The sequence below is a fragment of the Burkholderia sp. L-4 genome (genome assembly GCF_056856535.1).
In genome coordinates, this window is sequence record NZ_JBXEOX010000002.1 from 391,929 (window position 1) to 417,832 (window position 25,904).

The 25,904-nt window shown below is 68.2% G+C and carries 25 protein-coding genes; 8 read left to right on the plus strand and 17 right to left on the minus strand.

The window, feature by feature from the left end; genetic code table 11:
• Positions 1-56: 56 nt before the first annotated feature.
• From AC1VVG_RS18490 to aroQ, 3 genes are read right to left on the minus strand one after another with little or no spacing between them, the layout of a single operon-like run.
• Positions 57-1,400: an MFS transporter gene (locus tag AC1VVG_RS18490; RefSeq protein ID WP_034187827.1), complete on the minus strand. Its 1,344-nt coding sequence runs from the start codon at positions 1,398-1,400 to the stop codon at positions 57-59.
• A 32-nt stretch (positions 1,401-1,432) separates the two neighbouring features.
• Positions 1,433-2,302 carry a shikimate dehydrogenase gene (locus tag AC1VVG_RS18495; protein WP_473375914.1) on the minus strand — a complete coding sequence of 290 codons (870 nt, stop codon included), beginning with the start codon at positions 2,300-2,302 and terminating at the stop codon, positions 1,433-1,435.
• Complete coding sequence (gene aroQ, locus AC1VVG_RS18500) at positions 2,299-2,754, minus strand: type II 3-dehydroquinate dehydratase (protein WP_034187825.1); 456 nt, start codon at positions 2,752-2,754, stop codon at positions 2,299-2,301. The genes AC1VVG_RS18495 and aroQ overlap by 4 nt, the downstream gene beginning before the upstream one ends.
• A 256-nt stretch (positions 2,755-3,010) precedes the next feature.
• On the opposite strand from aroQ, the gene AC1VVG_RS18505 reads away from it, so the two are divergent.
• Together AC1VVG_RS18505 and AC1VVG_RS18510 are read left to right on the plus strand one after the other, a co-directional pair.
• The gene (locus AC1VVG_RS18505; protein WP_034187824.1) at positions 3,011-4,903 is read left to right on the plus strand and encodes a bifunctional sugar phosphate isomerase/epimerase/4-hydroxyphenylpyruvate dioxygenase family protein; all 1,893 of its coding nucleotides are present in this window, start codon (positions 3,011-3,013) and stop codon (positions 4,901-4,903) included.
• 287 nt (positions 4,904-5,190) lie between these two features.
• The gene (locus AC1VVG_RS18510; RefSeq protein WP_006489463.1) at positions 5,191-5,454 is read left to right on the plus strand and encodes a hypothetical protein; all 264 of its coding nucleotides are present in this window, start codon (positions 5,191-5,193) and stop codon (positions 5,452-5,454) included.
• Between the two features lie 112 nt (positions 5,455-5,566).
• Here AC1VVG_RS18510 and AC1VVG_RS18515 read toward each other — a convergent pair whose 3' ends face one another.
• Complete coding sequence (locus AC1VVG_RS18515; RefSeq protein ID WP_049028981.1) at positions 5,567-6,361, minus strand: AraC family transcriptional regulator; 795 nt, start codon at positions 6,359-6,361, stop codon at positions 5,567-5,569.
• A 574-nt stretch (positions 6,362-6,935) separates the two neighbouring features.
• Between AC1VVG_RS18515 and AC1VVG_RS18520 the strand changes: the two genes are divergently transcribed.
• Complete coding sequence (locus AC1VVG_RS18520; protein ID WP_059558927.1) at positions 6,936-8,114, plus strand: branched-chain amino acid ABC transporter substrate-binding protein; 1,179 nt, start codon at positions 6,936-6,938, stop codon at positions 8,112-8,114.
• 321 nt (positions 8,115-8,435) lie between these two features.
• Complete coding sequence (locus AC1VVG_RS18525; protein ID WP_034187822.1) at positions 8,436-9,746, plus strand: MFS transporter; 1,311 nt, start codon at positions 8,436-8,438, stop codon at positions 9,744-9,746.
• Positions 9,747-9,864: 118 nt separating this feature from the next.
• Here AC1VVG_RS18525 and AC1VVG_RS18530 read toward each other — a convergent pair whose 3' ends face one another.
• The 4 genes from AC1VVG_RS18530 to garD all read right to left on the minus strand — a co-directional run bounded on the left by AC1VVG_RS18530 (position 9,865) and on the right by garD (position 13,181).
• Positions 9,865-10,302, minus strand: a complete 438-nt coding sequence (locus AC1VVG_RS18530) for a DoxX family protein (protein ID WP_049028982.1) — start codon at positions 10,300-10,302, stop codon at positions 9,865-9,867.
• Positions 10,303-10,496: 194 nt separating this feature from the next.
• Positions 10,497-10,952: an RbsD/FucU family protein gene (locus AC1VVG_RS18535; RefSeq protein ID WP_034187820.1), complete on the minus strand. Its 456-nt coding sequence runs from the start codon at positions 10,950-10,952 to the stop codon at positions 10,497-10,499.
• Positions 10,953-11,031: 79 nt separating this feature from the next.
• On the minus strand, positions 11,032-11,424 hold the full coding sequence (locus tag AC1VVG_RS18540; RefSeq protein WP_034187819.1) for a nuclear transport factor 2 family protein: 393 nt from the start codon (positions 11,422-11,424) through the stop codon (positions 11,032-11,034).
• 203 nt (positions 11,425-11,627) lie between these two features.
• Complete coding sequence (gene garD / locus AC1VVG_RS18545; RefSeq protein WP_482836001.1) at positions 11,628-13,181, minus strand: galactarate dehydratase; 1,554 nt, start codon at positions 13,179-13,181, stop codon at positions 11,628-11,630.
• A 230-nt stretch (positions 13,182-13,411) separates the two neighbouring features.
• Here garD and kdgD point away from each other — a divergent pair, with 230 nt between their 5' ends.
• Entirely contained in the window at positions 13,412-14,326 is a 915-nt protein-coding gene (gene kdgD, locus AC1VVG_RS18550; RefSeq protein WP_301741410.1) for a 5-dehydro-4-deoxyglucarate dehydratase, read from the plus strand.
• A 144-nt stretch (positions 14,327-14,470) separates the two neighbouring features.
• On the opposite strand, the gene AC1VVG_RS18555 is transcribed toward kdgD, so the two are convergent.
• A complete protein-coding gene (locus AC1VVG_RS18555) occupies positions 14,471-15,022 on the minus strand; it encodes a hypothetical protein (protein WP_482836002.1) in 552 nt (183 codons plus the stop codon).
• 193 nt (positions 15,023-15,215) lie between these two features.
• Complete coding sequence (locus AC1VVG_RS18560; protein WP_473375916.1) at positions 15,216-16,793, minus strand: aldehyde dehydrogenase (NADP(+)); 1,578 nt, start codon at positions 16,791-16,793, stop codon at positions 15,216-15,218.
• A 248-nt stretch (positions 16,794-17,041) separates the two neighbouring features.
• Between AC1VVG_RS18560 and AC1VVG_RS18565 the strand changes: the two genes are divergently transcribed.
• Positions 17,042-18,436, plus strand: coding sequence for an MFS transporter (locus AC1VVG_RS18565; RefSeq protein ID WP_069706924.1), 1,395 nt, complete (start codon positions 17,042-17,044; stop codon positions 18,434-18,436).
• Between the two features lie 54 nt (positions 18,437-18,490).
• Here the strand turns inward: AC1VVG_RS18565 and AC1VVG_RS18570 are convergent, their stop codons facing one another.
• Complete coding sequence (locus tag AC1VVG_RS18570) at positions 18,491-19,216, minus strand: site-2 protease family protein (RefSeq protein ID WP_301741408.1); 726 nt, start codon at positions 19,214-19,216, stop codon at positions 18,491-18,493.
• Positions 19,213-20,166 carry a DUF2167 domain-containing protein gene (locus AC1VVG_RS18575; RefSeq protein ID WP_049032009.1) on the minus strand — a complete coding sequence of 318 codons (954 nt, stop codon included), beginning with the start codon at positions 20,164-20,166 and terminating at the stop codon, positions 19,213-19,215. The genes AC1VVG_RS18570 and AC1VVG_RS18575 overlap by 4 nt, the downstream gene beginning before the upstream one ends.
• A gap of 200 nt (positions 20,167-20,366) precedes the next feature.
• Here AC1VVG_RS18575 and AC1VVG_RS18580 point away from each other — a divergent pair, with 200 nt between their 5' ends.
• Positions 20,367-21,215, plus strand: a complete 849-nt coding sequence (locus tag AC1VVG_RS18580) for a helix-turn-helix domain-containing protein (RefSeq protein ID WP_473375918.1) — start codon at positions 20,367-20,369, stop codon at positions 21,213-21,215.
• A gap of 6 nt (positions 21,216-21,221) precedes the next feature.
• Here the strand turns inward: AC1VVG_RS18580 and AC1VVG_RS18585 are convergent, their stop codons facing one another.
• A complete protein-coding gene (locus AC1VVG_RS18585) occupies positions 21,222-21,854 on the minus strand; it encodes a LysE family translocator (RefSeq protein WP_049032008.1) in 633 nt (210 codons plus the stop codon).
• Positions 21,855-22,009: 155 nt separating this feature from the next.
• Here AC1VVG_RS18585 and AC1VVG_RS18590 point away from each other — a divergent pair, with 155 nt between their 5' ends.
• Positions 22,010-22,474 (plus strand): Lrp/AsnC family transcriptional regulator, encoded by a 465-nt coding sequence (locus tag AC1VVG_RS18590; protein WP_034187809.1) that lies wholly within the window; start codon positions 22,010-22,012, stop codon positions 22,472-22,474.
• Here AC1VVG_RS18590 and AC1VVG_RS18595 read toward each other — a convergent pair.
• Genes AC1VVG_RS18595 through folE2 form a run of 4 tightly spaced genes read right to left on the minus strand, consistent with a single transcriptional unit; the run spans position 22,471 to position 25,897 of the window.
• Positions 22,471-23,841 (minus strand): dihydroorotase, encoded by a 1,371-nt coding sequence (locus AC1VVG_RS18595; RefSeq protein WP_473375919.1) that lies wholly within the window; start codon positions 23,839-23,841, stop codon positions 22,471-22,473. The genes AC1VVG_RS18590 and AC1VVG_RS18595 overlap by 4 nt on opposite strands.
• 3 nt (positions 23,842-23,844) lie before the next feature.
• Entirely contained in the window at positions 23,845-24,405 is a 561-nt protein-coding gene (locus AC1VVG_RS18600) for a gamma carbonic anhydrase family protein (RefSeq protein WP_034187807.1), read from the minus strand.
• The gene (locus AC1VVG_RS18605; protein WP_124670349.1) at positions 24,402-24,983 is read right to left on the minus strand and encodes a 6-pyruvoyl trahydropterin synthase family protein; all 582 of its coding nucleotides are present in this window, start codon (positions 24,981-24,983) and stop codon (positions 24,402-24,404) included. The genes AC1VVG_RS18600 and AC1VVG_RS18605 overlap by 4 nt, the downstream gene beginning before the upstream one ends.
• The gene (gene folE2, locus AC1VVG_RS18610) at positions 24,977-25,897 is read right to left on the minus strand and encodes a GTP cyclohydrolase FolE2 (protein WP_176730101.1); all 921 of its coding nucleotides are present in this window, start codon (positions 25,895-25,897) and stop codon (positions 24,977-24,979) included. The genes AC1VVG_RS18605 and folE2 overlap by 7 nt, the downstream gene beginning before the upstream one ends.
• Between the last annotated feature and the right edge of the window lie 7 nt (positions 25,898-25,904).

The following is a 25,904-nucleotide window of genomic DNA, read 5'->3' on the forward strand; positions in this document are numbered from 1 at the left end:
GCCCGGCGGCCGGTGGGCCGCCGGGCTAACGCACCGGATGTGCGTGGAGCCGGTACTTACAGCTCGATCCGCTTGATGTCGCCGACGACGAAGATGTACGACAGCGCACCGACCAGCGCGATCACGCCGATGAACACGAGCGCGCCGACGAACGAGCCGGTCGTCGCGACGATGAAGCCGACGACCAGCGGCGTGATGATGCCCGCGAGGTTCGCCGCGAAGTTGAAGATGCCGCCCGTCACGCCGAGCAGGCCGTCCGGCGCGATGTCCGACACGAGCGTCCAGCCGAGCGCGGCCATCCCCTGCGCGAAGAATGCGACCGACATGATCGCGATCACGGCCTCGTTGCTCTTCACGTAGTTCGCGAGAATGATCGTCGACGCGAGCAGCAGGCCCGCGATGATCGGCAGCTTGCGCGCGAGGTTCGCGGACTTGCCGCGGCGCAGCAGCCAGTCGGAGAAGATCCCGCCGAACATCACGCCGACCGATGCGGCGATGAACGGCATCACCGCGAAGAAGCCGATCTTCAGCCAGCCCATGTGACGCTCGGTGGCGAGGTAGGTCGGGAACCAGGTCAGGAAGAACACGAGCGTCGAGTTGCCGGCAAACTGGCCGAGGCAGATGCCCGCGAGCTGGCGCTTCTTCAGCAACTTGCCGGCCATCGACCAGCTGAACTTCGTCTGCGCGGCCTTGCCGTCCTTGTCGCCGGCCTTGCGCGTACCGTGCACGAGGCCGCCGCCGGCCTCGATATAGGCCAGTTCCGCCGCATTCGCGCCCGGATGGTTGCGCGGCTCGTGATAGAACTTCCACCAGACGAGGCCGAAGGCAATGCCGACCGCGCCGACGACCCAGAACAGCGAGCGCCAGCCGAACGCGCCCATCAGCGCGAACAGCACGGGGCTGAAGAACGCGAGGCCGATGTACTCGCCGACGGTATAGGTGCCCGTCGCCATCGCGCGCTCGTTCTGCGGGAACCACGTCGCGACGACGCGGCTGTTGGTCGGGAAGCACGGCGCTTCCGTCACGCCGAGACCGAGCCGGCAGGCGAGCAGCGTCGCGACGCCCGGCACGAAGCCCTGCAGGAGCGTGCACAGCGACCACAGCGTCATCGACCAGTAATAGGTGATCTTGCTGCCGAAGCGGTCGAGGAACAGGCCGCCGGGAACCTGCATCGCGACATAGGTCCACGAGAACGCGGAGAACATGATGCCCATCACGGCCGCATTGATGCCGAGCTCCTTGGTGAGCTGCGGCGCAGCCACCCCCAGCACGGTACGGTCGAGATAGTTGATCATCGTGCCGATCGCGAGCAACGCGAGGATCTTGTAGCGCGCGGACGTACGCCGGACCGTGCCGGCCGCCTGCGCCGGCGCGGCACTCGTGTGAGTGGTGTGCTGCATGGTTGTCTCCTGGTTTCTCGTTTTGTGAGGGGTCAGCGCGCGACGAGCGACTGAAAGTGATCGAACATTCGCTCGGCGTCGGGCGTGCGTCCGGTAAAGATCTCGAACGCGTCGACGGCCTGGTAGACGGCCATTCCGCCGCCGGGCAGCGTGGCGCAGCCAGCTGCACGCGCGGCGTGGATCAGTTCGGTTTCGAGCGGGAAGTACACGATGTCGGCCACCCACATGCCCGCGTGGAGCAGCTCGGCCGGCAGCGGCAAGCCCGGATGCTTGGCCATGCCGGTCGGCGTGGCGTGGATCAGGCCCGTCGCGGCGCGCATCGCGGCCGCGAGTTCGTCGCCGGACGGCGCGCCGCCCGCCACGACGCGCACGCCGGGGAAGCGCTGCTGCAGTTCGCCCGCGAGCGCGGCGGCGCGCGTGCCGTCGACATCGAAAATCGTCAGTTCGGCCGCGCCCATCTGCAGCGCCGCGTGCGCCACGGCCGCACCGGCACCGCCCGCGCCGAGCTGGACGACGCGATCGAGCTTCGCGCCGGGCAGCCCGCGGCGGAACGATTTCGCGAAGCCCGACCAGTCGGTGTTGTGGCCGATCCGCTTGCCGTCCTTGAACAGCACGGTATTCACCGCGCCGAGCGCGCGCGCGTCGTCCGACAGCGCGTCGAGGTGTTCGATCACGCGCTGCTTGCACGGGTGCGTGATGTTCAGTCCGTTGTAGCCCATCCGCTGCGCGGCATCGAGCAGTTGCGGCAGCGCGTCGGCGGTCACGCCGAGCACGTCGAGATCGATGCGCCGGTAGACGTAGCCGAAGCCCTGGCGGAAGCCTTCTTCCTCATGCATCGCGGGCGACAGCGACCCGCCGATGCCCTGGCCGATCAGGCCGATCAGAAACGACGGGCGGCTCATCGTGCGGCTCCCTGCGCGAACAGCGTCGCGAAGCGCTGCAGCGCGAACACGTAGCCTTCGGTGCCGCAGCCGCAGATCACGGCTTCGGCGATGGCCGACACATACGAATGGTGGCGGAACGCCTCGCGGCGATGCACGTTCGAGATATGCACTTCGATCACCGGTTTCGCAATCGCGGAAAGCGCGTCGGCCAGCGCGACCGACGTGTGCGTATAGGCCGCCGGGTTGATCACGATGCCGTCCGTGTCGACCCGCGCGGCATGCAGCCAGTCGATCAGCTGATGCTCGGCATTCGACTGGCGGAACTCGATCTCCAGCCCGAGCGCCTCGGCTGCCGCACGGCAGCGCTGCTCGACGTCGGCGAGCGTTTCCGCGCCGTAGATATGGGGCTCGCGCGTCCCCAGCAGGTTCAGGTTCGGGCCGTTCAGCACCAATACCTTGGGCTTGCTCATGTGATTTCTGCTCCTGAAACAGGGACGGACCACGACCGGCACCGCCCCGAAGACATCGGAATTTGGCGCTAGTGTGCGCCCGTGAAAGCGCGCTGTCTTTTCGGGTTTTCGCTAATTTGTACCACCTAGTTAGTTTGTACAATACGGACCACTAGCCCAGTAAATTCGGGATATGGCGCCCATCGGGAACTCAACGACTGGTTCATTCAGGGCCGGTTCGGCCGACGCCATGCCCCGTTCATCCGCAGGAATCGCCATGCAGCGCTCGATCGCCACCGTGTCACTGTCCGGCACGCTCGCCGAGAAACTCGCCGCCATCCAGGCCGCGGGTTTCGACGGCGTCGAAATCTTCGAAAACGACCTCGTCTACTTCGACGGATCGCCGGCCGACGTCCGGCGCATGGCCGCCGATCTCGGTCTCGATATCGTGCTGTTCCAGCCGTTTCGCGACTTCGAGGGCGTCAGCGCGGCCCAGCTCGCGCGCAACCTCGACCGGATCAAGCGCAAGTTCGACGTGATGCATGCGCTCGGCACCGACCGGATCCTCGTCTGCAGCAGCGTGTCGGCCGACACGATCGCGGACGACGGGCTGCTCGTCGACCAGCTCGGCGCGCTCGCCGAGGCCGCGCGGCAGGCCGGCGTGGTCGCCGCGTACGAAGCGCTCGCGTGGGGCCGCGTCGTGAAGCGCTATGGCCATGCGTGGAAACTCGTGAATGCGGTGAACAGCCCGCACCTCGGCCTCGCGCTCGACAGCTTTCACACGCTGTCGCTCGACGATTCGCCGGACGGGATCGCCGACATCCCGGGCGACCGGATCGCGTTCGTGCAGATCGCCGACGCGCCGAAGCTCGCGATGGACGTGCTCGAATGGAGCCGCCACTTCCGCTCGTTCCCCGGCCAGGGCGACTTCGACCTCGCGCGCTTCACCGCGCGGGTGATCGAGTCGGGTTATACGGGGCCGCTGTCGCTCGAGATCTTCAACGACGGCTTCCGCGCGGCGCCGACCGCGATCACGGCCGCCGACGGCCATCGCTCGCTGCTCTATCTGGAAGAACTGACGCGCACGCGGCTCGCGCAGGACGGCCGCGCGCCGGCCGCCGGCCAGCCGCTGTTCGCGCCGCCGGCGCCGCCCGCGCACGTCGGGTTCCAGTTCATCGAATTCGCGGTCGACGCACCGGCGGCGGCGATCGTCGGCGAATGGCTCGGCCGGATGCGCTTCCGGCTCGCCGGCCGGCATCGCTCGAAGGACGTGACGCTGTTCCAGCACGGCGCCGCGTCGATCGTGCTGAACGCCGAGCGCGACTCCTTCGCCGATGCGTTCTTCCAGCAGCACGGGCTGTCGCTGTGCGCGTCGGCGTTCCGCGTCGACGACGCGAAAGTGGCGTTCGAACGCGCGGCCGGCTTCGGTTACGCGCCGTTCTCGGGGCGCGTCGGGCCGAACGAACGCGTGCTGCCGAGCGTGCAGGCGCCCGACGGCAGCCTCGAGTATTTCGTCGACGAAGCACCGAACGCGCCGACGCTGTACGAATCGGACTTCGTGCTGACCGACATCGACGGCCCGAGCGAAGTCGGCCCGCTGACGGGGATCGACCACGTGTGCCTCGCGCTGCCGGCCGACGCGCTCGACACGTGGATCCTGTTCTTCAAGACGGCGTTCGGCTTCGAGGCCGAGCGCAGCTGGCTCGTCCCCGACCCGTACGGACTGATGCGCAGCCGCGCGGTGCGCAGCGCCGACGGCTCGGTGCGGATCGCGCTGAATGCGTCGGTCGACCGTCATACGGCCGTCGCCGAATCGCTCGACCGCTACCACGGCACGGGACTGAACCACGTCGCGTTCCGCACCGACGACATCGTGAAGACGGTCGCCGCGTTCGCGGCCGACGGCGTGCCGTTCCTGCGCATCCCGCCCAATTACTACGACGATCTCGCCGCACGCTATGCGCTGCCGGACGAACTGATCGACACGCTGAGCGCGCACCACCTGCTGTACGACCGCGACGAGCACGGCGGCGAATTCCTGCACGCGTATACGGAACTGGTCGACAACCGCTTCTCGCTCGAAATCGTCGAGCGGCGCGGCGGGTACGACGGCTACGGCGCGACGAACGCGGCCGTGCGGCTCGCCGCGCAGGCCCAGCGCAGGAAATAAGGGAAGGAAGCGAATCGGGCCTCGCGGCCGGACCGCGGATGTCGTCCGCAGGGGATGCAACGGACGGCATCCGGCACGCACCATCGTGGTGAATCAGAGAACCGAGAGCCCGCCCGCGCGGCTCACCGCGATCGGGCCGGAGCCCGCGCCGCGCTTGGCGTTACATCCCGTAACGCGTACCGCAGTGCAGCATTCCGCCGGCCGCCCCGGTTTTAAGAATCGCTTAAGTCTTCGACGGCACCATCCGCAACCAGTACCCGATGGTTATCTCGAAAAGGAGGAAAGCGATGAGCGCCGTAGAAGCACCCGCGGGCCGCCCGGCCGCGCCCCCTGCAAAGAAGACGATGCTGCGCCGCCTGCTCAGTCATCATGAAATCGCGACGCTGCTCGTGCTGCTGCATGCACCGATCGGCGCGAACGCAAAACCCGAACTGCCTGCGCTGCAGGAAGCCGGCCTGGTCGAGATGGTCAAGCTCGACCCCGATACGGCCCCGAGCTTCCGGCTGACCGAAGACGGCACGGCCGTCCTGAAAGGGCTCGGCTACCGCTGAGCGGCCGTTCTCACGGCTTCCCCGTTTCTCCGTTTCTCCGTTTCTCCGTTTACCCCGCATTCCCCGCCACACCCCGATCCCTGCGATTCGCCGGCCCGGCCGGCGAATCGCGTCAACCCGCCCGCTCCTGCAGCATCAACCGGTATTCCGTCGGCGTGACGCCGACCGTCGCCTTGAACTGGCGCGTGAACGCGCTGTGATCCGTATAGCCGCATAGCGCGGCGACGTCGGTGACCTTGTCGTGCGTGACGAGCAGCGCGGTGGCCGCATCGAGCCGCGTCTTCAGCAGCACCTGGCGCGGCGTCAGGTGAAACACCTTGTGGAAGTAGCGTTCGAGCTGCGCGACCGACATCCCGGCCATCTGCGCGAGCTGCTTCAGGTTCAGCGGCTGCACGTAGTGATCCTGGATGTGCTGGACCACGTCGGCGAGCCGGCTGTACGCCGGGTGCGATCCCTCGTGCGCCTTCAGGTCGCGCGAGATGCCCGCGAGGCCGACCACCCTGCCCGCGGCGTCGCGCAGCGGTTCCTTGCAGGTCAGGCACCAGCCCGGCTGGCGGCCCGGATACAGGTGCAGCTCGAGCTGGTCCATCAGTTGCTGGCCGGCGTTGATCGTCGCCATGTCCTGCTCGAAATAGCTGCGGCCGAAGCGGCGCGGAAACACCTCGTCGGCGGTCTTGCCGAGCAGGTCGCGCTTGTCCTTGTAGCCGCAGCGCATCGCCAGCGTGCGATTGACGATCGCGTAACGGCCGCTCGCGTCCTTCACGAAGAACGCGACGTCCGGCAGCGCATCGAACACCGGTTCGAGCAGGCGGAAGTGCGCGAGCATCGCGCCGAGATCGGCGTTGTCGGGCTGGTAGCGCAGCGTTTCGGACGGGCTCATGGGCGGTACGGCAAGCAAGGTCGTCATCCCGGCAACCGCGAAGCGAGTGGCAGATGGCGTCGATTATAGAAGCGCCCCTTCGATCGCGTCGCGCCGAGCGCGGGGCAGGCTAGTTGGCGGCGGGCGGCCGCATCGCGGTCGAGCGCTATCGGCCAGTGATACAAGTTGCGCACGCAACCACTGTGGCAGGTGTGCACGACCGGCCGCGATCACGATTCCCGTGCCGCCGGCATGCCGTACGACACCCGCGGCAACGCATACCCGGAACCGCCATCCTAAAAATGCGGACGGCCCGCGTCTTGGCGCGTTTGCGCATTCACCATGACGATTTCAGCATATATCAGGGTTATCGACGATATGCCGATATCGTCGCCGGTCACGCATCGAACGCGCAAGACGCCCGCATTTTCGCTATCTAGACTTGCTTCACGGTCACGAGACGACATCCCGCCGCTGCGGCAATCGGCACGCACGGCCCGCCGCATCCACCGTCGCGCACGCCGATTCCGGCACAGCACGGGCAGCCCGCGGCAGGCCTGCACGGCCCTCGCATCGGCCTGCCGACCGAACCGTCTCGCCCGGTTTACCGGCGCCGGCACGCATGCCGGCGGCGGCCCAACCACGCCATCAAGGGGAAGTGAAAGTGAAGCTGAAGGTATCGCACGTCGCGCTGGCCGCCGCCTGCGCACTGTCGGGCGCGCACGCCGGCGCCGCCGACGTCGTCAAGATCGGTTTCGCCGCACCGCTGACCGGCCCGCAGTCGAATTACGGCACGGACATGCAGAAAGGCGTGCAGCTTGCGATCGCCGATTTCAACGCGACGCATCCGACGATCGGCGGCAAGCCCGTCACGTTCCAGCTCGACTCGCAGGACGACCAGGCCGACCCGCGCACCGGCACGACCGTCGCGCAGCGGCTGATCGACGACAACGTCCGCGGGATCATCGGCCACTTCAACTCGGGCACCAGCATTCCGGCCTCCGACCTGTACGATCGCGCGGGCCTGCCGCAGATCTCGATGGCGACGTCGCCGCAATACACGGCGCGCGGCTACAAGACGACCTACCGGCTGCTGACGAGCGACGCGCAGGCCGGCCGCATCGTCGGCACCTACGCGGTGAAGACGCTGCGCTTCAAGCGCATCGCGATCATCGACGACCGCACGGCCTACGGCCAGGGCATCGCCGACGAATTCGCGAAGGCCGTGGAAGCGGCGGGCGGCACGATCGTCAAGCGCGACTTCACGAACGACAAGGCGCTCGATTTTTCCGCGATCCTGACCAACCTGAAGGGGATGAATCCCGACGCGATCTTCTACGGCGGCGGCGACGCGCAATCGTCGCCGATGATCCGCAAGATGCGTCAGCTCGGGATGAAGTCGGCCTTCGTGACGGGCGAGATGTCGCGCTCGCCGACGTTCCTGAAGGTCGGCGGCGACGCGGCCGAAGGCGCGATCGTCTACATGGGCGGGCTGCCGAAGGAAAAGATGCCGGGCTTCTCGGGCTACGCGACACGCTACAAGGCACGCTTCAACGAAGACGTGATCACCTACTCGCCCTACTCGTACGACGGCACGATCGCGCTGCTCACCGCAATGAAGGACGCGAATTCGACCGATCCGAAGGTGTACACGCCGTATCTCGGCAAGGTGTCGGTCAAGGGCGTGTCGGCCCCGAGCATCGCGTACGACGCGAAGGGCGACCTGAAGGACGCGCCGGTCACGATCTACAAGGTCGAGCACGGCACGTTCAAGCCGGTCGATACGATCGCCGGCAACTGAAGCGGCCGACACGCACGCTCCCTTCCGCGCGGCGCGGCGGCTCACCCGCCGCGCGCGCCGCGCACGCTTCGGCCGCACGGCCCGAAGCCGCCCTCGACGCGCGCCCGCGTGCAGGCATTTCGCGCTCCTGTAGAATCCCCCCACCCGCTTTGACGCCTCGTCTCCGCCGTGCCCCATCCCGGTGCGGCGGCGCGTGTTTCGTGCCTTACCCGGCACGCGGCACGCCTCGACGACGCCAGCCGCGCCTTGTCAGTCCATGCCGATAGCGGGCCCTGGAGACGCAGCACCGACAACAACATTCGAAAACCGACCGTCCTGACCATGCAAGCTTCCGAATTGAGCGGCGTGCCTCGCGCCGCCGAACGCGCGCTCACGCGCAGCGACTACAAGACCCTTGGCCTTGCCGCACTCGGCGGCGCCCTCGAGTTCTACGACTTCATCATCTTCGTGTTCTTCGCGCCGGCGATAGGACAGCTCTTCTTCCCGCACGACATTCCCGACTGGCTGCGCCAGTTGCAGACGTTCGGCATCTTCGCGGCCGGCTATCTCGCGCGCCCGCTCGGCGGCGTGATCATGGCGCACTTCGGCGACCTGTTCGGCCGCAAGCGGATGTTCACGCTGAGCGTGCTGATGATGTCGGTGCCGACGCTGCTGATGGGCCTGCTGCCGACCTACGACACGATCGGCATCCTCGCGCCGGTGTTGCTGCTGCTGTTCCGCGTGCTGCAGGGCGCGGCGGTCGGCGGCGAAGTGCCGGGCGCATGGGTGTTCGTGTCCGAGCACGTGCCGTCGCGCCACATCGGCTATGCGTGCGGCACGCTGACCGCGGGCCTCACGGCCGGCATCCTGCTCGGCTCGCTGGTCGCGGCCGGCATCAACACCCGCTACTCGACGGCGGAAGTCGCCGCGTTCGCGTGGCGCATTCCGTTCCTGCTGGGCGGCGTGTTCGGGCTGTTCTCCGTGTACCTGCGCCGCTGGCTGCACGAAACGCCGGTGTTCGCCGAAATGAAGGCGAAAAAGGCGCTCGCGGCCGAGATTCCGCTGAAGGCCGTGCTGCGCGACCACGGCCGCGCGGTGATCGTGTCGATGCTGCTCACGTGGATGCTGTCGGCCGCGATCGTCGTCGTGATCCTGATGACGCCCGCGCTGCTGCAGAAGCAGTTCCACCTGACGCCCGCGACGACGCTGTTCGCGAACAGCGTCGCGACGCTGTGCCTGACGGCCGGCTGCATCACCGCGGGGTCGCTCGCGGGCTGGATCGGCGCGAAGCGCGTGCTCGCGATCGGCGGCATCGGACTGGCCGCGTGCTACTACCTGCTGTTCGCACAGGTCGCGGCCGACACGTCGACGCTGCCGCTCTACTACGGCATCGCGGGCTTCATGGTCGGCACGATCGGCGCGGTGCCGTTCGTGATGGTCAAGAGCTTCCCGGCCGTCGTGCGCTTCTCGGGCATCTCGTTCTCGTACAACGTCGCGTACGCGATCTTCGGCGGCCTCACGCCGGTGATCGTGTCGCTGATGATGAAGTCGAACCCGCTCGCGCCGGTCGTGTACGTCGCGGCGATCTGCGTGCTCGGCGCGATCGCCGTGCAGTTCTCGAAGGATGCGAAGGACGTGAAGGACGCGCGCTGAACGTCGGCGCGCAAGCGCCGGTTTCATGCGGAAAGGGACGAATCCCGCGACGTGCGGGATTCGGCCCTTTTGACTTGGTGCGGACTTGGTGCGGCGCGACGCCGCGGATCGATTCAGTTCAACGCAGCACGCCGTACGACGAACTCGGGCGGCGCAGCGCGTCGATGCTCGCGCCGCCGGCGCCGGTGACGAACAGCAGCAGGAAACCGCCGGCGATCGCGACGTTCTTCCAGAAGTGGATCACCATGTCGTGCTGGACGGCGGCATTCGTCGCGTCCCAGAAATTATGCCCGACCATCGCGGTCGCGATCGTGTAGACCGCCATCAGCAGCGCGAGCGGCCGCACCTTGTAGCCGACGATCAGCAGCAGGCCGCCCAGCCCCTCGATCGCGACGACGATCGGCGCGACGACCTGTTGATAGGGCACGTTCATCGCATGCAGATACGCGATGAAATCACCGTAGCCGAGCAGCTTCATGATGCCGCCCCACAAAAACAACGCCGCCAGCGCCAGGCGTGCGAAAAAAATGACGCCGGAATCGACGGAACGCGTCATGCCTTTCTCCTCGTATGCAATTCGGCCGTCCGCACGGGCGCGCCCATGCGGCTCGGGAGCGCCGCGCGGCCCTGCGGGGCGCGCGGCAAATGGGCCAGCATAGAGGGTCTTTCCGCGGTGTCCAAGAAAAAGGTTGTAGCAAATCTTTACACTGCGGCCGCGGCACCGGCAGCCCGGCGCATCGAAAAACGCGTTTAGCCGGCGTCGCTCAACAGCACGCCTTTCTTGAAGATGAAGCAGCCGTAGCCGCGCAGCTCGCCGGTGACGATCACCGCGTACGTCTGCTGCGCGCGCTCGTAGAACGCGAAACGCTCGACGCCGGTCAGCGGCACCGCGCGCCCTTCCGCGCGGTCGATCTCGGCCTGCACTTCGCGCTGCACGGGCGGCACCGCGGCCGCGTCGCCGACGACTTCCATCCGCCACGCGGGCGTGTCGACGAACGTATCGAGCGGCAGCACCGACAGCACCGCGCGCACGACGCGCGCCGAATCGGCGCCGTCGATCCGCAGCGCGCGGCCGACCACGGTGTGCTCCGCGACGGATTCCGCCGGGAAATTCGCATCGCAGATCGCGATTTCGTCACCATGGCCCATCGCGCGCAGCGTGTGCAGGATGTCGGCGTGCAGCAGCGGGTCGAGATTCTTCAGCATGTCGGCTAGTCTCCGGGATCGGGAAGGAACCGCGTAACGTTACCCGATCCCGGCGGCCGCTGCGCATGCATCGCCCGCATTACGACGCCGCGGCCGGCATTTCGTCGATGAAACCCGTGACCGATGCGAGGCGGCCCGACGCGTCGACGGTGCCGAAGTCCGAACCCTTCACGATCGCCGCGCCGTCGGGCGACACGAGCGCCCACGAGAACCGCAGGTGCCGGCCGAAGCCGTCGACGTCGGTCGTGCGGCGGAAGCGGCAGGCGGGAAAGCGTTCCTGCACCGCCGCGATCATCGTGTCGATGCCCGCGTGGCCGTCGCCGCTCATCAGCGGATCGCGATACGCCGCGTCGCTCGCGTAGGTCGCATCGATCAGCGCGCGGCGGCGTGCGACGTCGGGTTCGTTCCATGCGTCGATGTAGCGGTCGATCAGGCCGGTGTGAACGGACGCAGCGGATCGGGCGGTGTTCATGGCAAGACTCCTGGTGTCGATGAAGGGACGATGTCGCGAACGTTTCGTGTCCGCGTGCCGCCATCGTCGCCGGACGCGCGCGGGCGGTCGATTACGCGGGAGGTAAGGAAATCGCGCCTGCCACCACCGGCACACCCGTGCGGCCGCAACGAAAACGGGCGCCCGAAGGCGCCCGCGTCGGCGTGCCGCCACGTTCGCGCGCATCAGGTCACCGGCGCCGGATTGAACAGCGTCAGCGCATTCGCGAGCTTCCACTGCTCGGCCCACGTGCGGCGCTTGCCGCTCGCGACGTCGAGCATCAGCCGGAACAACGCCCAGCCGGTGTCCTCGATCGTCGCCGCGCCGGTCGCGATCTGCCCCGCGTCGAGATCCATCAGGTCGTGCCAGCGGCGCGCGAGATCGCTGCGCGTCGCGACCTTGATCACCGGCACCTGCGCGAGGCCGTACGGCGTGCCGCGGCCGGTCGTGAAGATGTGCAGGTTCATCCCGGCCGCGAGCTGCAGCGTGCCGCAGATGAAATCGCTCGCGGGCGTCGCCGCGTACAGCAGCCCCTTCTGCCGCGCGCGATCGCCGGGACGCACGACGCCGGCGATCGGCGCGCTGCCCGACTTCACGATCGACCCCATCGCCTTCTCGACGATGTTCGACAGGCCGCCCTTCTTGTTGCCGGGCGTCGTGTTCGCGCTGCGGTCGACGCGGCCGCGCTGCAGGTAGCGGTCGTACCAGTCCATCTCGCGGATGATCTCGCGCGCCACCGCTTCGCTCGCCGCGCGCGACGTGAGCTGCGCGACGCCGTCGCGGACTTCGGTCACTTCCGAGAACATGATCGTCGCGCCGGCGCGCACCAGCAGGTCGGCCGCGAAGCCCACGGCCGGGTTCGCGGTGAGCCCCGAGAACGCGTCGCTGCCGCCGCACTGCACGCCGACGACGAGATCCGACGCCGGGCACGTCTCGCGGCGGCGGCGGTTCAACCGCTCGAGATGCGCTTCGGCCATCTTCATGATCGAGTCGATCATCGAGTTGAAGCCGACGTGCGCGGCGTCCTGCAGGCATACGACGCCGCCGTTGCCGGCCGTGCCGTCGGCGGTCACCGGAATCGCACCGGGCGGCAGCAGGCGCTCGGGCTGCAGCTTCTCGCAGCCGAGGCTCACGGTCATCACTTCGCCGCCGAAATTCGGATTCAGGCTGATGTTGCGCAGCGTGCGGATCGGGATGTCGGCGTCGGGGGCGTCGATCGCGACGCCGCAGCCGTACGTGTGTTCGAGCCCGACCACGTCGTCGACGTTCGGGTAGCGCGGCAGCAGTTCGTCCTTGATCCGCTTCACCGCATGCTCGACGACGCCCGACACGCACTGCACGGTCGTCGTGATCGCCAGGATGTTGCGCGTGCCGACCGAGCCGTCGGCATTGCGGAAACCCTCGAACGTATAGCCTTCGAGCGGCTCGAGCGGCGGCGCGGCACGCGTCGCGAGCGGCAGGTCGTCGAGCCCCGGCGGCTCGGGCATGCGCATCGTGCGCTCGTTGACCCAGCTGCCGCGCCGCAGGTCCGTCAGCGCATAGCCGATCACCACGTTGTAGCGGACGACCGGATCGCCGGCCGCGAGATCGACGAGCGCGACCTTGTGCCCCTGCGGCACGCCTTCGCACAGCGTCAGCCCGTCGGCGAACGTCGCGCCTTCGGGCAGGCCGCCGTCGTTGACGACGATCGCGACGTTGTCGGCCGGATGCACGCGGATGTAGAGAGGGGAAGCAGTCATTGCAATTCCTGAAAGCTGTCGGCGATATCGTTAGTCATCATACGACATTCAACCTCAACCCGCGATGCTGCGTAAACCCTGATCCGGAAAGACCCTGACCTTGAACGGCCAGCAAACCGCTTGCGCCACCTTTTCCCTCGTTGTACGATGACATACAACGACATCGCCAATTCGGCTCGCATGCCGTTTCCCGACGAACCCAGCACTCGCGCTAGACGGACGACCCAATCATGACTTCACCGCAAGAACTCAAACAGATCATCTCCCACGGCCTGCTGTCGTTTCCGCTGACGGATTTCGACGCCGGCGGCAACTTCCGTCCGTCCACCTACGCCGAGCGCCTGGAATGGCTCGCGCCGTACGGCGCGAGCGCGCTGTTCGCGGCGGGCGGCACCGGCGAATTCTTCTCGCTCACGCAGCGCGAGTATTCGGACGTGATCCGCGTCGCGACGGAAACCTGCAAGGGCAAGGTGCCGATCCTCGCCGGCGCGGGCGGCGCCACGCGCGTCGCGATCGAGTACGCGCAGGAAGCCGAGCGCCTCGGCGCGAGCGGCGTGCTGCTGATGCCGCATTACCTGACCGAAGCGAGCCAGGAAGGAATCGCCGACCACGTCGAGCAGGTGTGCCGCGCGCTGAAGATCGGCGTCGTGGTGTACAACCGCGCGAATTCGAAGCTGAACGCCGACATGCTCGAGCGCCTCGCCGACCGTTGCCCGAACCTGATCGGCTTCAAGGACGGCGTCGGCGAGATCGAGAGCATGGTCACGATCCGCCGCCGCCTCGGCGACCGCTTCGCGTACCTCGGCGGCCTGCCGACGGCCGAAGTCTATGCGGCCGCGTACAAGGCGCTCGGCGTGCCGGTGTACTCGTCGGCCGTGTTCAACTTCATCCCGAAGACGGCAATGGAATTCTACGAAGCGATCGCGAAGGACGACCACGCGACGGTCGGCCGCCTGATCGACGAATTCTTCCTGCCGTACCTGAAGATCCGCAACCGCCGTGCCGGTTATGCGGTGAGCATCGTGAAGGCAGGCGCAAGGCTCGTCGGCCACGACGCGGGCCCGGTGCGCGCGCCGCTCGTCGACCTCACCGAGGCGGAAGCCGCCGAGCTCGACGTGCTGATCAAGAAGATGGGCCCGCAGTAAGCGGCGTTCGCCGGCGGCGCGGGCCCTCATCGGCGCCGCGGCCGGCACGCCTGCATCGCAGGCCGGCACGCGCCGGCCGCGATCGTTCGTTACCCTTCCTTTCCGCGATCGCGCACGCATCCGCCGCGATGCATGCCGCCGCCGTCACATCTGCGCGATGATCCCGACGATCCGGTAGCGCACGTTCCCCAGCTTGACCCGCGTCGCCTCGATCTGCCCCTGTGCGCCCGCGCGGGTGCGCGCATTCGATTCGCCGCCGAGGATCTGCCCGAGCACGTCGCGGTCGACGACCGCATCGAAGAACCGGCCGACCGTGATCGTCGCCGACTGCTTCGCGGTCGCGAGCTGGCTGTTCGCCTGCATCAGCGCGTCGGTACGCAGGTTCGGGTCGCGCTCGTCGATGCTGCGCCGGTACTGGAGCGCAAACACCAGCGCTTCCATGTCCTGCCGGAAACGGCGAACGGCCTGCCCGAACACGAGCGAATGGGCGTCGGCGCCCGTGACGAGCCGCCCCTGGTTGATCGTCACGTCGAATTCGCTGCCGCCGAGGTCGCGCTGGAATTCCTGCAGCGCGTTCGCGAGCACACGCCCTTCGCTGTACTGGCCGATCTGGGTGCGCACGGATTTCGCGACGTCGCCGATCGCTTTCCACAATCCGGCCGCGAACAGGTGATCGCCACGCTTGTTGATGTTCATGGAGGGTTCCCTCGTTGTCTTTTGTCGGTCTCTCAGGCTCGCCTGCAGGCCGGGCGGCCCGAGGCACCGGTACTGTAGGAGAAATTCGGGAAACGCGGAAGACACCACGAAAAAAGCGGAGGCGACCCGTCGGCCGCCTCCGCTTTCGTCCCTCCGGGGAGCGGCCCGGCGTTCGTTGCCGGGCCGCCGTCCGTCATTCCGCCTTACCGTCCCGCAAGCGCGGGATCGCCAGCGGATTGCCGTCCTGCAGCCCTTCGGGCAGCAGATCGTCCGGAAAGTCCTGATAGCACACGGGCCGCAGGAAACGCTCGATCGCCGTCGCGCCGACCGACGTGACGGCCGGGTTCGACGTCGCGGGGAACGGCCCGCCGTGCACCATCGCATCGCACACCTCGACGCCCGTCGGGTAGCCGTTGACGAGCAGGCGCCCGGCCTTGCGTTCGAGGATCGGCAGCAGCCGGCGGGCGAGCGGCTTGTCGTCGGCGTCCATCTGGAGCGTGGCCGTCAACTGGCCTTCGAGCCCGTCGAGCACGCGCGCGACTTCGTCGAGATCGCGGCAGCGCACGATCAGCGACGCTGGCCCGAACACCTCGTGGCTGAACGCCGGTTCGGCCAGGAACGCCTGCGCGCCGACTTCGTACAGTGCGCCGCCGGCCTGGCAGTCGGTCTGCGCCGCCTCGCCCGCGCCGATTTCGCGCACGCCCGGCAGTTCGGCCAGCTTGCCGCGACCGCTGCGGTACGCATCGGCAATGCCGTGCGTGAGCATCACGCCGGCCGGCTTCTTCGCGAGCGCCTGCGCGGCGACGGTTTCGAAGCGGTCGAGATCGGGGCCGTCGATCGCGAGCACGAGGCCCGGGTTCGTGCAGAACTGGCCGACGCCGAGCGTCAGCGAATCGACGAAGCCCGTCGCGATCGCGTCGCCGCGCGCGGCGAGCGCGGCCGGGAACAGCACGACCGGGTTGATGCTGCTCATTTCCGCGTAGACGGGAATCGGCTGCGCACGCGCGTTCGCGAGCTGCACGAGCGCCATGCCGCCCTGCCGCGAGCCGGTGAAGCCGACGGCCTGGACCGCCGGATGGCTGACGAGCGCCGGGCCGATCGCGCGGCCGGGGCCGATCAGCAGCGAGAACACGCCGGCCGGCATGCCGGTTTTCGCGACGGCGGCGCGGATCGCGCGGCCGACCAGCTCGGACGTGCCGAGATGCGCCTCGTGCGCCTTGACGATCACCGGGCAACCGGCCGCGAGTGCCGACGCCGTATCGCCGCCGGCCACCGAGAACGCGAGCGGGAAATTGCTCGCGCCGAACACGACGACGGGCCCGAGCGCGACTTTCTGCAGACGCAGGTCCGAACGCGGCAGCGGCGTGCGCGCGGGCTGGGCGGGATCGATCGACGCGGCAAGGAAGCGCCCGTCGCGCACGACGCGCGCGAACAGCCGGAGCTGGCCGACGGTGCGGCCGCGCTCGCCCTGCAGCCGCGCGACGGGCAGGCCCGTTTCGGCGTGCGCGCGCTCGATCAGCGCATCGCCGAGCGCGACGATTTCATCGGCGATCGCCTCGAGAAACGCCGCGCGGGCCGCGAGCGGCTGCGCGCGGTACGCATCGAACGCGTCGCGCGCGAGTTCGCACGCGCGGTCGATATCGGCCGGCGACGCGACGCCGAACGCCGGCGCGTCGATCGGCGCGCCCTGCGTCGGGTCGAACGCGTGCAAGGTTCCGGCCGAGCCGGCCACCGCGTCGGCGCCGATCAGCATCTCTCCTGTCAGTTGCATGGGATGTGCTCCGTGGTTCGGGAATGAATGGCTCATTGTAGCGCAACAGATACGATGTCCGCTGACATCATCGCCCCCTGTCCGCCGTTTGCGAGGGCGCCGACGATACACCCGTAAGCCTTGTCCGGCCAGGTTCTCACGACTTTCCCACACTGTGGCGACACGCTTCAAAGGGAAAACCCGAAGTTTATGCATCCGGCCATTATCAATAAACTTTCAGTCATGTCATACGACGACGTACATTCAAAGTGAGCCATCAGACTTCCCCTCGCGATCTTCCGCTCGACCTCGCGCGCACCGCGCGTCGGACCGCCGTGCGCTACTGGATCCTGGCGATGCTGTTCGTCGTCACGACGCTCAACTATGCGGACCGTGCGACGCTGTCGATCACCGGCACGCCGATCCGCCAGGCGTTCGGCATCGATCCGGTGACGATGGGCTACATCTTCTCGGCGTTCAGCTGGGCGTACGTGCTCGCGCAACTGCCGAGCGGCTGGCTGCTCGACCGCTTCGGCGCACGGCGCGTCTATGCGGCGAGCATCTTCCTGTGGTCGGCGTTCACGCTGCTGCAGAGCACGATCGGCCTCGGCGGCAGCGCCGCGTTCGCGGTCGCCGCGCTGTTCGCGATGCGCTTCGCGGTCGGCATCGCCGAGGCGCCCGCGTTTCCGGCCAATGCGAAAGTCGTCGCGAGCTGGTTCCCGACCGCCGAGCGCGGCACCGCGTCGGCGATCTTCAACGCCGCGCAGTACTTCGCGGCCGTGGTGTTCTCGCCGCTGATGGCGTGGCTCACGCATGCGTACGGCTGGCACCAGGTGTACCTGTGGCTCGGCCTGGCCGGCATCGCGCTCGCGTTCCTGTGGCTGCGCGTCATGAAGGACCCGGCCGACCATCCGGCGGTGAACCGCGCGGAACTCGACCATATCGAACAGGGCGGCGGGCTCGTGCGATCGGCGGGCCGGCCCGCCGGGCCGCGCGACGCCGGCGGCACGCGCGCGGAAGGCGGCCGCGTCGCCGGCTGGTACTACGTGCGCCAGCTGCTGTCGAACCGGATGCTGATCGGCGTGTACCTCGGCCAGTATTGCGTGAACGTGCTCACGTACTTCTTCCTCACGTGGTTCCCGATCTATCTCGTGCAGGCGCGCGGCATGTCGCTGCTGAAGGCCGGCTTCATGACGTCGCTGCCCGCGATCTGCGGGTTCCTCGGCGGCGTGCTCGGCGGAATGCTGTCGGACGCGCTGATCCGTCGCGGCGTGTCGCTGACGCTCGCCCGCAAGATTCCGATCGTCGGCGGGATGGCGCTGTCGATGGCGATCATCGGCTGCAACTACGTCGACAGCGAAGCGCTGGTGATCGTGCTGATGGCCGTGTCGTTCTTCGGCAAGGGGATCGGCTCGCTCGGCTGGGCCGTCGTCGCGGACACCGCGCCGAAGGAGGCGATCGGCCTGTCGGGCAGCCTGTTCAACATGTTCGGCAACACGGCCGGCATCGTCGCGCCGATCGCGATCGGCTACCTCGTCGGCGCGAGCGGCTCGTTCAACGGCGCGCTCGTGTTCGTCGGGCTGAACGCGCTCGTCACCGTGTTCAGCTATCTCGTGATCGTGAAGGACATCAAGCGCGTCGAATTGCGTCATCGCGACGCCTGAGGGTCGACGTTCCATGCAAACGGCGGCCGCTTTCGAGCGGCCGCCGTTTTCGCATCAAGCGGCGGAATGCGCGACGCGCAGCATGTCGTGCACGCCGGACGTCATCAGCGCAAGGAACGCGAGCAGGCCGACGTAGCAGAGCGCGTACGTCGTTTTCGTCTCGATCGACGTCGCGTAGTACACGCGGTTCTCCGGCGCGTCGGGATCGTAGCGCCACGCGCGCTTCAGCTGCGGCAGCGCGAGGATCGCCATCACGATCAGCAGCGGGCTCGGGCGATACACGAACAGCGCGATCAGCACGGGCACGCCCGCGAACCAGATGCGCGGCGACAGCACCGCGGTGATCCGCCCGCCGTCGAACGGCGACAGCGGAATCATGTTGAACAGGTTCAGGAAGAAGCCCGTGTACGACAGCGCGAGCAGCAGGTTGCTGTCGGTGTGCCGCGCGGCCGCGTAGCAGGCCAGCGCGCCGAGCGTGCCGACGAACGGCCCGGCAAGCCCGATGTATGCCTCGGTTTCCGCGTCGTGCGGCATCGCCTTCAGCTGGATCCATGCGCCGACGAACGGGATGAAGGTCGGCAGCCCGACGTCGAGCCCGCGCCGCCGCGCGGCGACGTAGTGGCCGGCCTCGTGCACCAGCAGCAGCGCGACGAAACCGGCCGCGAACCGCCAGCCGTAGAACAGCGCGTAGACCGCGATCGACGCCAGCATGGTGCCCGCCGACACGAGCACCTTGCCGAGCTTGAGGCCGCCGAAGATCAGCAGCAGCAGCTTCGTCATTCCTTGCGCTCCGTGGCGGCTGCCTCGGACGCGTCGGCGACCGCCGGCACCGCGGCGGCCTTCGGCTTGCGCCCGAAGAAGCGCTTGAGCGCCGCGCCGCCGGCCAGCAGCGCGACCGCGCCGATCTTGAAGAACTTCACCGCGAACGCGCCGATCAGCGCGAGCAGGCCGAGCTTCTTCGCGCCGACGCCGACGATCAGCGCCGCCAGCCCGTACTCGGCAACGTGGTCGGTCGACTGGTTGAAATCGGCGTAGCGCTTGCCGTCGTTGAAGCTGATGTTCGACAGCAGGTCGTCGGCCGATGCCTTGTATTTCGGCAGGTCGGCAAGCGTCGACGCCATCGTCAGCGAGAGGTAGCCGTCGCGGCCCAGCACGAGCGTCCGGTAGTTCACGCCGTCGTTTGCGGCATTCGGCGCCGCGCCCTTGTCGCGGATAATCGCGGACCACACGAGCCGGTGCGTGGCCGCGTCGTACGCGGGCGCCTTCGCCCAGCCGACCACCTCGGTTTCGGGCAGGCCGCGCTCCTTGCGCGCCGGGTTGTTTTCCTCGGTGCCGGCCTGCAGGCTCTTCAGCAGCTCGTCGGGCTTCCAGTCCTTCGCGTCGTCGTCGCGGATATAGCCGCTCGGCTCGAACGACACGACCGAAATCCAGTCGGCGTCCGGGTCGTCGGGCAGCACGAGGCCGACCAGCTTGGCTTCGTCGATCGAATTACCCATCGAGCGCAGGTAGCGGCCGGCCTCGGCGGCCGGCACGAACGACTCGCCGGCCTTCAGCTTCAGCACGGCTTCGTGTTTCACGTCGATGTCGGTCGGCCCTTTCACGACCGCTTCGTTGGCGGCCGCGGCGGCGGCCCTCATTTCCACCTGCGCAGCTTCGGTCTGCGCGTGGCCGCTGGTCGCGGCGAGTGCGAGCGTCGCCACGCAGGCGAGCCGGACGGCAAGTCTTTTCATTGTTGGATTCCCCTGGAATGCCTTGTCGTGAATGTGCGCGGCACCGGCCCGTGATTGGTCTCGCGGGTCCGGCGCCGCCTCTCAGGTGGCACGGTCGCCATGGTAACGCAGCGCCGCGACGCGCCAGGGCCCGGGGAGCGGCGCGATGCTTACCTGACAGGTAATGCCCAAGGTGCGCGAGATTGCCTATCATCCGCGTCATGAACCCGACCGCCACCGCCCATTCGCCCTCCCCGTCCGCCGGCCGCGCGTCCGGCGTCGGCCCGCTGCTGCGCACGTGGCGCCAGCGCCGGCGCCTGAGCCAGATGGCGCTCGCGCTCGACGCGGAAGTCTCCGCGCGCCACCTGAGCTTCGTCGAATCGGGCCGCGCGCAGCCGAGCCGCGAGATGGTGCTGCACCTCGCCGAACGCCTCGACGTGCCGCTGCGCGAACGCAATGCGCTGCTCGTCGCGGCCGGCTTCGCACCGCTGTTTCGCGAACGGCCGTTTTCGGATCCTCAACTCGACGCCGCGCGCCACGCGGTCGAAGCCGTGCTGCGCGGCCACGAGCCCTACCCGGCGCTCGCGGTCGACCGCCACTGGGTGCTGCTCGCCGCGAACCGGATGCTCGGCGCGCTGGTCGCGCGGGCCGATCCGGCGCTGCTGCAGCCGCCCGTCAACGTGCTGCGGCTGAGCCTGCATCCGGACGGCCTCGCATCGCAGATCGCCAACTGGCATGAATGGCGCGCGCACATCCTGCATCGGCTGCAGCGGCAGATCGACGCGAGCGGCGACCGCACGCTGCATGCGCTGCGCGACGAGCTCGCCGCGTATCCGGCGCCGGGCGGCCAGCCCGACACCCCGCCGGCACGCGCCGATTTCGCGGATATCGCCGTGCCATTGCGATTGCGCACGGCGGCCGGCGAGCTGACGTTCTTCAGTACGACGACGGTGTTCGGCACGCCGGTCGACGTGACGCTGTCGGAACTCGCGATCGAGGCGTTCTTTCCGGCGAATCCGGAGACGGTCGACGCAATGCGGGCGCTGGCGGACACCCTGCCCGCGTCATGACCGCCATCAGCGGCGCTCGAGCGCCAGCTTCACGCCAAGCCCCAGCAGGACCACGCCGCTGACGCGGTGCAGGCGCGTCAGGATGCGCGGGTTGCGCCGGATCGATGCCGACAGCAGGCCGGCGAACAGCGCGACGGGCCCCTTGACGAGAAACGTCAGGCCGGCGAACGTCGCGCCCAGCACGAACAGCGACCGCATCGGATGCGCGGTGCCCGCCGGCACGAACTGCGGCAGGAACGCCAGATAGAACAGCGCGACCTTCGGATTCGACACGTTGGACAGCGCGCCTTGCGCGAACGTACGCAGCCGCGACACCTGCGCGCCGCCGCTGCTGCTGCTCGCGAGCGACAGTTCGCCCGACGAACGCAGCAACGTGATGCCGAGGTACAGCAGGTACAGCGCGCCGATCACCTTCAGCGCCGTGAACAACCATTCGGATGCCTGAAGAAGCGCGCCCAGCCCGAGCGTCGCGAGCATCGTGTGCACGAGCAACCCGACGCTGACGCCCGCGGCGGTCACGAGGCCCGCGCGCGTGCCGCCGGACAGCGTGCGCGACATCACGAGAACCATGTCCTGGCCCGGCGTGACGATGACCAGCAGCGACGTTGCAATGAACGGCAACCAGGATAGATGCGACATGGGAGCACTCCAGAACGGGATGGCCGACGGACGGGAATCGCCCGGCCGGTCGTCAGATTATCGACGCCCTTCCGTGGAGATTGGATGCAAATTTGGCTACTTCACCGGCCTGATTTGGCGCTATTCTCTAGCAATCACGCTCATGGTAGTCAAAAATGTCAATCAAACTGGATGCAATCGATCGGCGCATTCTGCGCGCATTGCAACGGAATTCGAATCAGACGAATGCCGAACTCGCGCAACAGGCCGGGCTGTCGGCCACGCCCTGCCTGCGCCGCGTTCATCTGCTCGAGGAACAGGGCGTGATCGACGCTTATGTCGCGCTGCTGAATCCCGCCGCCGTCGACCTGCGATTCAGCGCGTTCGTGCGCGTCACGCTGGAGCGCCAGGACAAGACGACGGTCGAGCGCTTCGCGCGCGAGATGGAGCAGGCGCCCGAAGTGCTCGAATGTCATCTGATGGCCGGCAGCTACGACTATCTGCTGCGCGTGATCGCGCGCGATCTCGACGACTACCAACGCTTCCAGATGGAAACGCTCACGCAGATCGAAGGCGTCCGCAACGTCGAAACCGAGATTCCGCTGAAGCGCATCAAGCAGACGGTTCGCCTGCCGATCTAGGCGTCCAGAAACGTGACGGCCTCCCCGGCCGGCTGCCCGTTCAGCGCGCCGTCGCGCACGACGACCTGCCCGCGCACGACCGTATGCACGGGCCAGCCCGTGACTGCGCACCCGTCGTAAGGTGTCCAGCCGCTCACGCTGGCGATCCATTCGTCGCGGATGATCCGTCGCGCCCGCAGGTCGACGATGCTGAAATCGGCGTCGTAGCCGGCCGCGATGCGCCCTTTCCCCTCGATGCCGAAAATGCGCGCCGGCCCGGCGCTGGTCAGGTCGACCAGCCGTTCGAGGCTCAAGCGGCCCGCATGCACGTGGTCGAGCATCAGCGGCAGCAGCGTCTGCACGCCGGTCATCCCGCTCGGCGACTGCGGATACGGGTGCCGCTTTTCGTCGCGCGTATGCGGCGCGTGATCGCTGCCGATCACGTCGACCACGCCGTCGCGGACGGCCTGCCACAACGCGTCCCGGTGACGCCGCTCGCGCACGGGCGGATTCATCTGCGCGAACGTGCCGAGCCGCTCGTAGCAATCCGGCGCAGCGAGGCTCAGGTGGTGCGGCGTGACCTCGACCGTCACGCGCCGCCGATGGTGTTGAAGAAACGCCATTTCGTCCGCCGTGGACACGTGCAGCACATGCAGCCGACGGCCCGTTTCGGCCGCCAGCCCGACGATGCGCCGCGTCGCGATCAGCGCACTGTCCTCGTCGCGCCAGCGCGGATGATCGCGCACGTCGCCGCTCGCTTCCACGATCGCCTTGCGTTCGCGCAGCCGCGCCTCGTCCTCCGCATGCACGGCCATGCGCCGGCGCCCGTTGCGCAGGATCCGGCGTAACACGGTTGCGTCGTCGGCCAGCAGGTCGCCGAACGAACTGCCCATGAATACCTTCACGCCCGCGCAGCCGGGCAGGCGCTCGAGTGCCGGCAACCGCTCCGCATTCACGGCCGAGCCGCCGATATAGAACGCGTAGTCGCACCACGCGCGACCGCGCGCCAGGTCCAGCTTCGCCTGCAGGTCCTGCCCGCTCAGCGTCAACGGATGCGTGTTGGGCATCTCGAAGACGGTCGTGACGCCGCCGAGCACCGCGCCGCGCGTGCCGGCTTCGAAGGTCTCCTTGTGCGTCAGCCCCGGCTCGCGGAAATGCACCTGGCTGTCGACCACGCCAGGCAGCACATGCAATCCGCGCGCATCGAGCACGACGTCGGCCCGCCAGCTGCCCTGCAACGCGCCCAGCGCGACCACGCGGCCCGCCGCGCACGCGACGTCGATCCGTTCGGCGCCGTTGGGCGTCATCACCGTGCCGCCCTGCACGAGCAGGTCGACGTGGCGACGCGTCGGCGCGTCGGTTGCGTCATGCCCCATCCGCTCGCCCATGACTCAGAACTCGTTCTGGATGTGCTTGTAGCCGAGCACCAGCGCATTGTTCGTGCGCGCGACGTCCTCGGAGAAATCGCTCGCATCGGCCGTGACCTGCGGCAACGCGGCGAGATCGGTTTCCGGCCCGATGCGTTCGGTCGAACGGACGTAGAAGCCCGGCGGCAGATGGCAGCCGTCGACGACCGCGTTGTAGCGCACCACGCAGCCGTCGTCGATCGTGCAGTTGAACAGCACGCTGTTGAACCCGACGAATACGCCGTCGCCGACCTTGCACGGCCCGTGGACGATCGCGCGATGCGCGATCGACGTGTGCCGGCCGATCGTCACGCTCGCGCCCGACTTCGAATGGATCACGACGCCGTCCTGGATGTTCGAATGCGCGCCGATCACGATCGGCGCGATCCGGCCGTCGGCATCCGTTTCGTCCGCGCGGATCACCGCGTACGGGCCGATGAACACGTTCTCCTCGACGATCACGTGCCCGCACAGGATGGCGGTCGGGTCGACGAAGGCGTTCGGATGAATCCGCGGCAGGTCGCCGCGCGGGTTCTTTCGGATCATGAGGATTCCTGCCGGGAAAGGAGGGGGCCGCGCCTGAGCCGCTCGAACAGGCCCGGATCGCGCCACTGCGCGGCGATGGCCGGGGCGAACACGATCGCATCGAGGTCGATCGGGCCCATGCGCGGATTGAAGGCGTCGTCGCGAAAACACTGCGCGTAGCCGGTCTCGGTCTCGTGCACGATGACCGAATGCAGCCGCACGTCGGCTTCGCCGTTCGACATGCGCGTGCCGCTCAGCGCCGCGTCGACGAGGCGAAACAACACGCGCGAGAACTGTTCGGCGCTCGGTGACACGGGCAGCACCACCCAGCGCTCGGAAAAACGACGCATGCTTTCGACGTAGCATGGATCGTCGTCCGACCACAGCGTCACCGCATGATCGAACGCATCGATCAGGTCGCGCACGTCGCCCTTGAGCAGCCCGAAGTCGTAGACCATCTGCCCATGGTCCAGCGCGTGCGCTTCGAGCAGCAACTCGACGCGGTACGAATGGCCGTGGATCGAATGCGAGCAGCGCCGCGTGCTGCAGCCGCGCACGACATGCGCATTCTCGAACCGGAACAGCTTGCGGATCAGCATGCGCCGGCGCCTTCCGCCATCGGCGCGGCCCAGGCCACCGCATCGTGCGGGTGCAGGCTTTCCAGATGGCGCACCTGGACGCACGGATTCGCGTGACGACCGTCCAGCGCGGCCTGCACGCGGCGCGCGGCATCCTCGACGAACATCAGGTTGCCGCCGTTCAGCACCGCGAACGCCTGTTCGTCCGCGCGCTTGACGGCCGTCTGCACCGGCGTGCCGAGCGCGTGCTCGACGCGATCGATCAGGTCGATCAGCCCCAGCGTCGCGCCGGCGGCGGGCAGCGCCACGCCGACGACGGCTTCGCTGCGCTGGCTGTGCGGCGTGGCGGCCGACGCATGCCGTTTCAGCCATGCGGCGACGGCCGCCGGCGCCACGCGATCCTCGCGGCCGAACGCGGCCAGGAATGCCTGTTCGACCCAGTGCCGCGACAGCGCGGCCGAGCACGGGCATGTGGACGAATAGGCGACCGTCACCTGGGCGCGCAGCTCGAACGCTTCGCCGGCGAGCGTCGCGTCGATCCGCACCGGATACGCCTTCCACCCGGCCAGCCCCTCGGTCACGAGCGCGGGGCGGCGGGCCAGCAGGTCGAAGCGCAGCCGCACGCGCGCGCTGCGCGTGTCGCAGTCGCGATGGCTGTCGACCATCGCGCGCAGCACGCGCCCGAGGCCGGCCGGCGACAGCGCTTCGCCGTCGGCGAGCCGGTCGAGCAGCCCGTACAGCCGCGACATGTGGATGCCTTTCACGTGCGGTGCGGGCAGATCGACCTGCACGTCGGCGCGGGCATGCACGTCGCGCCGGCAGCCGGGCTCGGCCACCGCGGCGGGCAGGTCGATGCCCTGCATGCCGACCCATTCGAGCGGACGGCGGCCGGGCGCGGCATCGGTCAGGGAAACATCGGGAAGGGCTGCATTCATGCTCGGA

What these genes read in the sequence shown, in the direction of transcription:
- AC1VVG_RS18490 (WP_034187827.1), bottom strand. Translation starts at nt 1,400, where the DNA reads ATGCAGCACACCACTCACACGAGTGCCGCGCCGGCGCAGGCGGCCGGC.
- AC1VVG_RS18495 (WP_473375914.1), bottom strand. Translation starts at nt 2,302, where the DNA reads ATGAGCCGCCCGTCGTTTCTGATCGGCCTGATCGGCCAGGGCATCGGC.
- aroQ (WP_034187825.1), bottom strand. Translation starts at nt 2,754, where the DNA reads ATGAGCAAGCCCAAGGTATTGGTGCTGAACGGCCCGAACCTGAACCTG.
- AC1VVG_RS18505 (WP_034187824.1), top strand. Translation starts at nt 3,011, where the DNA reads ATGCAGCGCTCGATCGCCACCGTGTCACTGTCCGGCACGCTCGCCGAG.
- AC1VVG_RS18510 (WP_006489463.1), top strand. Translation starts at nt 5,191, where the DNA reads ATGAGCGCCGTAGAAGCACCCGCGGGCCGCCCGGCCGCGCCCCCTGCA.
- AC1VVG_RS18515 (WP_049028981.1), bottom strand. Translation starts at nt 6,361, where the DNA reads ATGACGACCTTGCTTGCCGTACCGCCCATGAGCCCGTCCGAAACGCTG.
- AC1VVG_RS18520 (WP_059558927.1), top strand. Translation starts at nt 6,936, where the DNA reads ATGCCGGCGGCGGCCCAACCACGCCATCAAGGGGAAGTGAAAGTGAAG.
- AC1VVG_RS18525 (WP_034187822.1), top strand. Translation starts at nt 8,436, where the DNA reads ATGCAAGCTTCCGAATTGAGCGGCGTGCCTCGCGCCGCCGAACGCGCG.
- AC1VVG_RS18530 (WP_049028982.1), bottom strand. Translation starts at nt 10,302, where the DNA reads ATGACGCGTTCCGTCGATTCCGGCGTCATTTTTTTCGCACGCCTGGCG.
- AC1VVG_RS18535 (WP_034187820.1), bottom strand. Translation starts at nt 10,952, where the DNA reads ATGCTGAAGAATCTCGACCCGCTGCTGCACGCCGACATCCTGCACACG.
- AC1VVG_RS18540 (WP_034187819.1), bottom strand. Translation starts at nt 11,424, where the DNA reads ATGAACACCGCCCGATCCGCTGCGTCCGTTCACACCGGCCTGATCGAC.
- garD (WP_482836001.1), bottom strand. Translation starts at nt 13,181, where the DNA reads ATGACTGCTTCCCCTCTCTACATCCGCGTGCATCCGGCCGACAACGTC.
- kdgD (WP_301741410.1), top strand. Translation starts at nt 13,412, where the DNA reads ATGACTTCACCGCAAGAACTCAAACAGATCATCTCCCACGGCCTGCTG.
- AC1VVG_RS18555 (WP_482836002.1), bottom strand. Translation starts at nt 15,022, where the DNA reads ATGAACATCAACAAGCGTGGCGATCACCTGTTCGCGGCCGGATTGTGG.
- AC1VVG_RS18560 (WP_473375916.1), bottom strand. Translation starts at nt 16,793, where the DNA reads ATGCAACTGACAGGAGAGATGCTGATCGGCGCCGACGCGGTGGCCGGC.
- AC1VVG_RS18570 (WP_301741408.1), bottom strand. Translation starts at nt 19,216, where the DNA reads ATGACGAAGCTGCTGCTGCTGATCTTCGGCGGCCTCAAGCTCGGCAAG.
- AC1VVG_RS18575 (WP_049032009.1), bottom strand. Translation starts at nt 20,166, where the DNA reads ATGAAAAGACTTGCCGTCCGGCTCGCCTGCGTGGCGACGCTCGCACTC.
- AC1VVG_RS18580 (WP_473375918.1), top strand. Translation starts at nt 20,367, where the DNA reads ATGAACCCGACCGCCACCGCCCATTCGCCCTCCCCGTCCGCCGGCCGC.
- AC1VVG_RS18585 (WP_049032008.1), bottom strand. Translation starts at nt 21,854, where the DNA reads ATGTCGCATCTATCCTGGTTGCCGTTCATTGCAACGTCGCTGCTGGTC.
- AC1VVG_RS18590 (WP_034187809.1), top strand. Translation starts at nt 22,010, where the DNA reads ATGTCAATCAAACTGGATGCAATCGATCGGCGCATTCTGCGCGCATTG.
- AC1VVG_RS18595 (WP_473375919.1), bottom strand. Translation starts at nt 23,841, where the DNA reads ATGGGCGAGCGGATGGGGCATGACGCAACCGACGCGCCGACGCGTCGC.
- AC1VVG_RS18600 (WP_034187807.1), bottom strand. Translation starts at nt 24,405, where the DNA reads ATGATCCGAAAGAACCCGCGCGGCGACCTGCCGCGGATTCATCCGAAC.
- AC1VVG_RS18605 (WP_124670349.1), bottom strand. Translation starts at nt 24,983, where the DNA reads ATGCTGATCCGCAAGCTGTTCCGGTTCGAGAATGCGCATGTCGTGCGC.
- folE2 (WP_176730101.1), bottom strand. Translation starts at nt 25,897, where the DNA reads ATGAATGCAGCCCTTCCCGATGTTTCCCTGACCGATGCCGCGCCCGGC.